The organism is Acidisphaera rubrifaciens HS-AP3 (assembly GCF_000964365.1).
Classification (GTDB): domain Bacteria; phylum Pseudomonadota; class Alphaproteobacteria; order Acetobacterales; family Acetobacteraceae; genus Acidisphaera; species Acidisphaera rubrifaciens.
The window spans coordinates 1-8,034 of sequence record NZ_BANB01000386.1 but is presented as its reverse complement, the minus strand read 5'-3'; the positions used below and the strand labels follow the sequence as shown (position 1 = coordinate 8,034).

Sequence of the window (8,034 nt, the reverse complement as noted above, 5' to 3'; positions counted from 1 at the left end):
GGCGGCACGGGTCGGCGCCCCGGCCGGCGCAGCGCAGGCGGCGGCGATGCGCGACCGCGAGGACCTGATGGCGCGGGTGGGCGGCCTGCACGTGCCGACGCTGGTGTTCTGGGGCGGCGCGGACGCGGTCACCCCGCCCGCGATCGGGCGGGCGCTCGCCGACGAGATGCCGCACGCGCATTTCTTCGCCCTGCCCGGCTGCGGCCACCTGCCGACCCTGGAACGGCCGGCGGAATCGGCGGCGGCCTTCGCGGCGTTCCTGGAGGAAGAACTGGACCATGGGCATGGCCACGACCACGGACATCGGCATTAGGGGCGAGCCCCAGGTCGGGGCCGGCGCGGCCCTGACGGGGCCGCACGGCTGCCCGGCGAATCTGCGAATAATTCGCATTGGCTATTGCGGAGCGCCCGCCCCGCCACGATGATCAGGGCGGCGGCGCGGTGAAGCGCTTCCTACGGCAGGGGCCGCCGGTGCGGCAGCCTGCTGGCGTGCGAGGTGTGCGGGTGCGTCGATGATCGTCTGTTCGTGCAACGTGCTGACCGATACGGCGATCCGCGCGGCGCTCGCCGGCCCGCATGCACCTGCGCGGGTGGTGGAGGTCTACCGCCAGCTCGGCTGCCGGCCGCAATGCGGCTGCTGTGCCGCGACCATCCAGGGCATGATGCGCGAGGCGGATTCCCACCGGCCCGCGACCGCCGAGTCGGCCGCCGCCTGAACCGGAACGGGGAACCACGCCGATGCGCGGCGACGCCAAGGTCATCGAGTATTTCAACCGCAGTCTGCGTCACGAGCTGACGGCGGTGAACCAGTACTGGCTGCATTACCGGGTGCTGGACAACTGGGGCTACAAGGAGCTTGCCAAGAAGTGGCGGGCGGAATCGATCGAGGAGATGCAGCACGCCGACCGGCTGGTCGCGCGCATCCTGTTCCTCGAGGGCTTTCCCAACATGCAGGCGCTCGACCCGCTGCGCATCGGGCAGACGGTGGAGGAGATCCTGCGCGCCGACCTCGCCGCCGAGATCGACGCCCGCGCGCTGTATCTGGAGGCCGCGGCCTATTGCGCGTCGATCAACGACCGCGTCTCGAAGAACGTCTTCGAGGAGATCGCGGGCGACGAGGAGGAGCATATCGACTTCCTCGAAACCCAGCTCGAACTGATCAGCCAGGTGGGCATCCAGCTCTACAGCCAGAAGCATATCGGCGAACTGGAGGACTGACCGCCCGCCGGCCAGGCGCTCCCTGGCGATGGGCGGCAGCCTCGCCGCGCGGGGGGCTCGCTGCCCCCGGCCCGGCGCTATTTCGTGCAGGCGATCCAGTCGAACGTACCGCCGGTGGATTGCGCGACCCACCGGCCGCCGACCTCGCCCGCGTGCATGTCGTATTCCGTGATCCAATGCATGGCGGTGCCCGAGGCGGGCCGCCAATGCGAACCGCCCTGATCGGCGAACCCGTTGGCGATGCAGGCCTTTTGAGCCGCCTTGGCTTCGCCGCGGGCCGAGCAGTCATTCGATGCGTCGATGTCGGCGCAGTGGTCGACCGGCCTGCCCATCACTTTCGGATCATCCAGGCGGGTCAGCGGGGTCGCGGCCCCGGCAGCGCCGCAAGCCGCCGCCGTCAACAACGCCGTGGCGAACAGAAGCCGCATCGGGTCCCTCCGTGGATACGCAGCCTGCGGGTTGCCTGACCGGGTCGCCAGGCACTCCCGCCCCCGAGGGTGCAGCACGGCGGGGCGCCAGCAAAGTCGTCCCTGCCCATCCCGTGTCCATGACGACCGCCATCCCTGGTGCGCGGAGGACCAGGGCCTATGCGGAAGCGGCCAATGTATCGGCGTCACGCATCATCGCGTTCGGCGCGAGTCGCAGCAGCCGGGCGGTCTTCTCGGCCGCCAGCATGGCGTCCGGGCGGAGGGCGCAGACGCCGTGCCAGACGCCCAAGCGGCCACCGCCGACGCGCCAGACCACCCAGTCCCAGCCTTCGTCGGGCATCGCTTCCACCACCACCCGGACTTCACCGCCGCGCGGCTGCGGGATGCGGGCGGACAGCAAGCCATCCTCAACATGCCAGTCGGCGTTCAGGGCGCGCAGCGTCGTGTCGAAACTGCACATTCGGCGGCTCCATATTGCACCGCAGCATTACGCCGGCGGCCGAGTTGCGGATGCAACGGACGAGCCAAAAAACTGGTACGCATACGCGCTTTCGGAATACGGCGCGCGTGCAGGAAAATCCGGCACCGCGAGGCACCGGGGGAGAGGGTCAGGCTGGAAAAACCATAGATGGACCAACGCGTAACTGGCGTTCCGATCGCCGTAGTCCGGAATAGGCAGCGCACCATTGCGCCGGTCGGGCCGCCCCCGAGGGGTCGCGCCTGACCCAAAAATTCGACGGCTGCCATGCGCTGCGTGACGGGTGCCACGTCCGAGAACGGCCTCAAACGGCCGAGGCGGCCGCCCCGCTCCCGACGGTCAGCGCGTCAGCACCAGATGGGTCGCCAGTTCCGTTGGGACCGCCTCCGTCACCCGATAGCCAAGGCCTGGCAGGTCAATACCCGCGAACAGGGGTTCGCCACGGCCCAGAACGACGGGCGACAGCGCCAGATGTAGCTCGTCGATCGCGCCTGCGAGCAGGTACTGGCGGACCGTCGAAACGCCGCCGCCGATCTTCACGTCCAGGTCGCCCGCGGCGGCCTTGGCCTGGGCCAGCGCCGCCTCGATCCCGCCGGTGACGAAATGGAAGGTCGTCCCACCCTCCATCACGATGGGCGCCCTTGGGTGGTGGGTGAGGATGAAGGTCGGCGCGTGGTACGGCGGATTGTCGCCCCACCAGCCCTTCCAGTCGGGACCGCCCCAATCGTCGCCGGCCGGCCCGAACATATTGCGCCCGAGAATGAAGGCGCCGAAGCCTGTCATCGAGGCGCCGGCGAAGCGATCCTCCGTCCCGCCGTCCTGGCCGGTCATCGATCGAAAGGCCCGGGTCGGGAAGAACCACTTCATCAACTCGTGGCCCCGCTTGCCCAGCGGATGCTCCAGGCTCTGGTCCGGACCGGCCCCGAAGCCGTCGATGGACACCCCGAAACCCGCTACGCGCACCTTGCCCATAGGGGCCTCCGTCCGATTGTGAACTGCAACCAGTTGCGTTTTACCGGACTGATTTCATATTGCAATCAGTAATGGTCGAACAACGCTCCGGCTGCCCCATCAACCTTGCGCTCGAGGTTCTCGGCGACCGGTGGAGTCTCATCGTTATCCGCGACATCATGTTCGGGAACCGCCGGCACTTCCGCGAGCTGCTGACGCGCTCAGAGGAGGGAATCGCCTCCAACATTCTGGCCGCGCGGTTGAAGCGGCTCGTCGAGGCGGGGCTGCTCTCGCGCAGCGACGATCCCGCCCACCGGCAGAAGGGGATCTACAGCCTGACCGAAAAGGCGATCGAGCTGGTGCCCGTTCTGGTGCAACTGGGCGCCTGGGGCCGTCGGCATCTGCCGACCTCGCCGCAGCTGGCGATCCGTCAGCAGGTGATGGAAGAGGGCGGCCCGCCCCTCTGGAGCGCCTTCGCGGACGAGTTGCGCCATATCCACCTCGAAACGCCGCTGCCCGAGGGACGCGAAAGCGTCATCGCTCGTCTACAGGCCGCGTTCCAGCGGGTGGCGGCGGACGAACGCCACGAGGCGCCCGTAAAGGGGACGAAGAGCGGATGATCCGGCGCAGGGCCGGCGCCTAGCCTCATGCTGGTCCGGACGTCGATTTGTCGGCCGGCCGCTAGCTGAACCGCCCCGACTTCGGAAAGCCGCTCGGCGGCAGGCGGCCGGTCTGGGCGCGTTCGCCGAGCCAGTCGCGGAGGTTCGTCTCGGTCCGCGTCCGCTCGCCGAGCTTCCAGGTCAGGCCGTCGGCGAGGGTGAACACGCGCGCGTCGCGCAGGCCGCCGTCCTTGTATTTCTGCAGCAGCACGCCGGTGCCGCGCGCCATTTCCGGCAGCTGGTCGAGCGGAAAGACCAACAGCTTGCGGTTATCGCCGATCACCGCGACGTGGTCGCCCTCGGCCGGGATGCAGAACAGCGCTTCCTCCCCCGGCTTGAGCACCAGCACGGTCTTGCCGGCGCGCCGCTCGGACGCGAGTTCGGCGGCGGGAACGAGGAAGCCGCGGCCGCCGGTGCCGGCGACGAGGTAGCGCGTGCCCTCCTGCGGCAGGAACAGGGTCACGACCTCGTCGGCGTTGGTCATCTCCGCCAGCAGTCGGATCGGCTGGCCGTCGCCGCGTCCGCGCGGCAGGTCGCCCGCGCGCAGCGTGTAGGCGCGGCCGTTGGTGGCGAACAGGCAGAGCCGGTCGGTGGTCTGGCACGGCAGCATCAGGCGCAACTTGTCGCCGTCCTTGAACTTCAGCTCCGCATCCGGCGCGAGATGGCCGCGCAGCGCGCGTATCCAGCCCTTTTCCGACAGGATGACGGTGATCGGCTCGCGCTCGATCAGGATGTCGGCGGCGATCTCCACCGCCGCCGGGGGGGCGGCGAAGCCGGTGCGGCGGGCGCCGAGCGGGTTGTCGCCGAAGCGGGCGCGGATGTCGGCGATCTCCTCGCCGATGCGCGTCCACTGCTTCGCGGAATCGGCGAGCAGGGCCGCGAGTTCCTTCCGCTCCCTGGTCAGCGACTTGTGCTCGCGGCGGATCTCCATCTCCTCCAGCCGGCGCAGGCTGCGCAGGCGCATGTTGAGGATCGCCTCCGCCTGCACGTCCGACAGGGAGAAGCGCTCGCGCAGCCGTGCCTTCGGCTCGTCCTCCTCGCGGATGATGCGGATCACCTCGTCGAGGTTGAGGTAGACGGCGAGATAGCCCTCCAGCACTTCCAGCCGCCGCTCGATCGCGGCGAGGCGGTGGCGCGAGCGGCGGACCAGCACCTCCTGCCGGTGATCGAGCCAGGCGCGCAGCACGTCGCCGAGCTTCATGACCATCGGCGTGCGGGTGCGGTCGAGCACGTTCATGTTGAGGCTGAAGCGGCTTTCCAGCGCGGTCGCGCGGAACAGCATCTCCATCAGCACGTCGGGCTCGACGGAGCGGGTCTTCGGCTCGATCACCAGCCGCACGCGCTCGGTGCTTTCGTCGCGTATGTCGCCGAGCAGCGGCAGCTTCTTCTCCTCCATCAGCTGCGCGACCTGTTCGATCAGCCGCGCCTTCTGCACCTGATAGGGGATTTCGGTGACGACGATCTGCCACGCGCCGCCCTTGCCGCGCTCGATCTCCCAGCGCGCGCGCACGCGAAAGCCGCCGCGCCCCGTCTCATAGGCGGCGATCATCGACTCCTTGTCGTCGACGATGATGCCGCCGGTCGGGAAATCGGGGCCGGGCAGGTGCGCGAGCAGATCGGCGGTGGTCGCGTCCGGATGGGCGATCAGATGCAGGGCGGCGGCGCAGACCTCGCCCGCGTTGTGCGGCGGGATGCTGGTCGCCATGCCGACGGCGATGCCGGTCGCGCCGTTGGCGAGCAGGTTGGGAAACGCGCCGGGCAGGACGACCGGCTCGCTTTCCTCGCCGTCGTAGTTGGGGCGGAAATCGACCGCATCCTCGTCGATGCCCGCCAGCATCGCGCGCGCGACCTCGGTCAGCCGCGCCTCGGTGTAGCGCATCGCCGCGGCGTTATCGCCGTCGATGTTGCCGAAATTGCCCTGGCCCTCGACCAGCGGGTAGCGGGCGGCGAAATCCTGCGCGAGGCGCACCAGCGCCTCGTAGACCGAGGCGTCGCCGTGCGGATGGAAGCGGCCGATCACGTCACCGACCACGCGGGCGCATTTCTTGAACCCGGCGGTCGGATCGAGGCGCAGCAGGTGCATGGCGTAGATCAGCCGGCGGTGCACCGGCTTCAGCCCGTCGCGCACGTCGGGCAGCGAGCGCGACATGATCGTCGAGAGCGCATAGGCAAGGTACCGCTCGCTCAGCGCCTGCGCGAGCGGCGTGTCCTCGATATGTCCGGCAAGGTCATCAGGCATCAGGCGACTCCAGGCGCGCCGACTCCGGGCGCGCGTCTCTCTCGGCGCGGTCGTACAGCAGCAGGCGCGCGTTGGGCAGCGGCAGGTGGCGGCTGCCGAATGCGTCGCGCGCCAGGAAATGCCCGGTCAGGCGCAGCCCGTCGCGCCACGCGGCGGCGTCGGACGGCGGCCCGTTGCCGCGGAGGAAGCCGGGCAGCGGCAGCAGCCGTTCCCGCCAGACCCCCGCCGCCGCCTCGGCCACGGCGCGGCCGGTGCGCGGCGAGACGAAGGCCAGCCCCTCCGCGGCCCCGGTCACGGCGCAGCGGGAGAGATCGAGGCCATAGCCCAGATCGGCGAGCAGCAGCAGCTCCCAGCGGACATAGGCACCCGGCGCGTCCTCCGCCCCCGGCAGATGCGCGATCAGGTGCAGCAGCGCGTCGAACACGCGCGGATGCGCCTCGCGTTCCGGCAGGGCGCCGGCGGTGACGGCGCAGGCGGCGGAGAGGATGGCGAGGCGGAGGGCATCGTCCATCGCCAGTGCCGCCGCCGCGTGGACCAGCTCGCCGCTCAGGCTGCCGAGCTGGTCGGCGAGGCGGGCGACCCAGCGTGCCTGGATCAGGTTGCCCGGCTGCCAGGTGGCGGCACGGGCGCGCGACTGCGCCCCGCGCGCGAGGCCGCGATGGGCGCCGTGTTCGGCGGTGAAGACGGTCGCGACCGCGTCGCCCTCGCCATAGGGGCGGGCGTCGAGCACGATCGCCGGCGCTTCCCAGTCCATGCGGCGGACGCCCGCCTGCGTCCCTAGCCGGCCGGCGGATCATCGAGGCCGATCGCGCGCAGCCGCGCCCGCTCCTCGTCCCAGCCGGGACGTTCCTTGACGTTGAGGAACAGGTGCACGGGGCGTTCGATCAGCGCCGCGAGGGCGGCGCGGGCGCGGGCGCCGATCTCGCGGATGCGCGCGCCGCGCTCGCCGATCAGGATCGCCTTGTGGCCGGCGCGGGCGACGTAGATCGTCGCCTCCACCCGCACGCTACCGTCGGGGCGTTCCCGCCAGCTCTCGGTCTCCACGGTCGCGGCATAGGGCACTTCCTCGTGCGTCTGGAGGAAGATCTGCTCGCGCACCAGTTCCGCCGCGAGCAGCCGGTCCGGCAGGTCCGTCAGGTCGTCGTCCGGATAGAGATGCGGCCCCTCCGGCATCGCGCGGGCGAGTGCGGTGGTGAGTTCGTCGAGCCCGTCGCCCTGCCCGGCGCTGATCATCCAGGTGTGTTCGGACGGCGCGATCGCCGCCAGCTCGGCGGTGAGCGGCAGCAGCCGGCCGCGCGGCACGAGATCGATCTTGTTGAGCACCAGCCAGATGCGGCGCCGCTCCTTCGCCAGACGCTCGGCGATCGCGCGCACGGCATCGGTCGCCCCGGCCTTCGCGTCGACCACCAGCAGGGTGATGTCGGCGTCCTGCACCCCGGTCCAGGCGGCATCGACCATGGCGCGGTCGAGCCGGCGGCGGGGGCGGAAGATGCCGGGGGTATCGACCAGCAGGATCTGCGTCGCCTCGCGCATCAGGATGCCGAGGACGCGGAAGCGGGTCGTCTGGGCCTTCGGCGTGACGATCGAGAGTTTCGCGCCGGTCAGCCGGTTGAGCAGCGTCGACTTGCCGGCATTCGGCGCGCCGACGATGGCGGCGTAGCCGCAGCGCGTGGGAGTGGTGGGTTCGGTCATGCGGATACGCCCTCGGGGCCGGTCACGCGGGGAGCCGCGCGGCGCCGAGGCGCGTGAGCAGGTCCAGCGCGGCGGCGCGTTCGGCGGCGCGCTTGCTGACGCCGCTGCCGCTGCCGGCGAGCCCCGCCTCCGCCGCGTGGGACGCGGCGCCGGGCAGGGTGACGCCGACGCGGAAGCAGGGCGCGTGGGCCGGTCCCTCGCTGCCGAGCAGCGCATAGGCGGGCAGGCCCCAGCCGCGGCCGAGCGTGTATTCCTGGAGTTCGGTCTTCGGGTCCTTGGGCGGCGCGCCGGCGGCCTCGATGCGGGCGGCCCAGGCGGCGCGGACGAAGCGGCGGGCGGGGTCGAGGCCGCCGTCGAGATAGATCGCGC

General features: G+C 70.8%; 11 protein-coding genes. 4 read left to right on the top strand and 7 right to left on the bottom strand.

What is annotated here, in order from left to right:
• From B8460_RS11545 to bfr, 3 genes are all read left to right on the top strand, one after another.
• On the top strand, positions 1-313 hold a 313-nt coding region (locus B8460_RS11545), incomplete at its 5' end, for an alpha/beta fold hydrolase (RefSeq protein ID WP_048861750.1).
• A gap of 199 nt (positions 314-512) precedes the next feature.
• Positions 513-716, top strand: coding sequence for a (2Fe-2S)-binding protein (locus B8460_RS11540; RefSeq protein ID WP_048861749.1), 204 nt, complete (start codon positions 513-515; stop codon positions 714-716).
• A gap of 22 nt (positions 717-738) precedes the next feature.
• Positions 739-1,218 carry a bacterioferritin gene (gene bfr / locus B8460_RS11535; protein WP_048861748.1) on the top strand — a complete coding sequence of 160 codons (480 nt, stop codon included), beginning with the start codon at positions 739-741 and terminating at the stop codon, positions 1,216-1,218.
• Positions 1,219-1,295: 77 nt separating this feature from the next.
• On the opposite strand, the gene B8460_RS11530 is transcribed toward bfr, so the two are convergent.
• From B8460_RS11530 to B8460_RS11520, 3 genes are all read right to left on the bottom strand, one after another.
• On the bottom strand, positions 1,296-1,646 hold the full coding sequence (locus tag B8460_RS11530) for a hypothetical protein (RefSeq protein WP_048861747.1): 351 nt from the start codon (positions 1,644-1,646) through the stop codon (positions 1,296-1,298).
• A 157-nt stretch (positions 1,647-1,803) separates the two neighbouring features.
• A complete protein-coding gene (locus B8460_RS11525) occupies positions 1,804-2,106 on the bottom strand; it encodes a hypothetical protein (RefSeq protein WP_048861746.1) in 303 nt (100 codons plus the stop codon).
• A 357-nt stretch (positions 2,107-2,463) separates the two neighbouring features.
• Positions 2,464-3,096 carry a dihydrofolate reductase family protein gene (locus tag B8460_RS11520; protein WP_048861745.1) on the bottom strand — a complete coding sequence of 211 codons (633 nt, stop codon included), beginning with the start codon at positions 3,094-3,096 and terminating at the stop codon, positions 2,464-2,466.
• Positions 3,097-3,167: 71 nt separating this feature from the next.
• On the opposite strand from B8460_RS11520, the gene B8460_RS11515 reads away from it, so the two are divergent.
• Positions 3,168-3,695, top strand: a complete 528-nt coding sequence (locus B8460_RS11515; protein WP_048861744.1) for a winged helix-turn-helix transcriptional regulator — start codon at positions 3,168-3,170, stop codon at positions 3,693-3,695.
• A 61-nt stretch (positions 3,696-3,756) separates the two neighbouring features.
• Here the strand turns inward: B8460_RS11515 and parC are convergent, their stop codons facing one another.
• From parC to B8460_RS11495, 4 genes are all read right to left on the bottom strand, one after another.
• On the bottom strand, positions 3,757-5,973 hold the full coding sequence (parC, locus tag B8460_RS11510; protein ID WP_048861743.1) for a DNA topoisomerase IV subunit A: 2,217 nt from the start codon (positions 5,971-5,973) through the stop codon (positions 3,757-3,759).
• Positions 5,966-6,727, bottom strand: coding sequence for a DNA repair protein RecO (recO, locus tag B8460_RS11505; RefSeq protein WP_048861742.1), 762 nt, complete (start codon positions 6,725-6,727; stop codon positions 5,966-5,968). The genes parC and recO overlap by 8 nt, the downstream gene beginning before the upstream one ends.
• Positions 6,728-6,750: 23 nt before the next feature.
• Positions 6,751-7,665, bottom strand: coding sequence for a GTPase Era (gene era / locus B8460_RS11500; protein ID WP_048861741.1), 915 nt, complete (start codon positions 7,663-7,665; stop codon positions 6,751-6,753).
• Positions 7,666-7,687: 22 nt separating this feature from the next.
• Positions 7,688-8,034 (bottom strand): putative dsRNA-binding protein (locus tag B8460_RS11495; RefSeq protein ID WP_048861740.1); only part of this gene is annotated, 347 nt, incomplete at its 5' end.

Coding starts and splice junctions, on each gene's coding strand:
- B8460_RS11540 (WP_048861749.1), top strand. CDS start 513: ATGATCGTCTGTTCGTGCAACGTGCTGACCGATACGGCGATCCGCGCG.
- bfr (WP_048861748.1), top strand. CDS start 739: ATGCGCGGCGACGCCAAGGTCATCGAGTATTTCAACCGCAGTCTGCGT.
- B8460_RS11530 (WP_048861747.1), bottom strand. CDS start 1,646: ATGCGGCTTCTGTTCGCCACGGCGTTGTTGACGGCGGCGGCTTGCGGC.
- B8460_RS11525 (WP_048861746.1), bottom strand. CDS start 2,106: ATGTGCAGTTTCGACACGACGCTGCGCGCCCTGAACGCCGACTGGCAT.
- B8460_RS11520 (WP_048861745.1), bottom strand. CDS start 3,096: ATGGGCAAGGTGCGCGTAGCGGGTTTCGGGGTGTCCATCGACGGCTTC.
- B8460_RS11515 (WP_048861744.1), top strand. CDS start 3,168: ATGGTCGAACAACGCTCCGGCTGCCCCATCAACCTTGCGCTCGAGGTT.
- parC (WP_048861743.1), bottom strand. CDS start 5,973: ATGCCTGATGACCTTGCCGGACATATCGAGGACACGCCGCTCGCGCAG.
- recO (WP_048861742.1), bottom strand. CDS start 6,727: ATGGACTGGGAAGCGCCGGCGATCGTGCTCGACGCCCGCCCCTATGGC.
- era (WP_048861741.1), bottom strand. CDS start 7,665: ATGACCGAACCCACCACTCCCACGCGCTGCGGCTACGCCGCCATCGTC.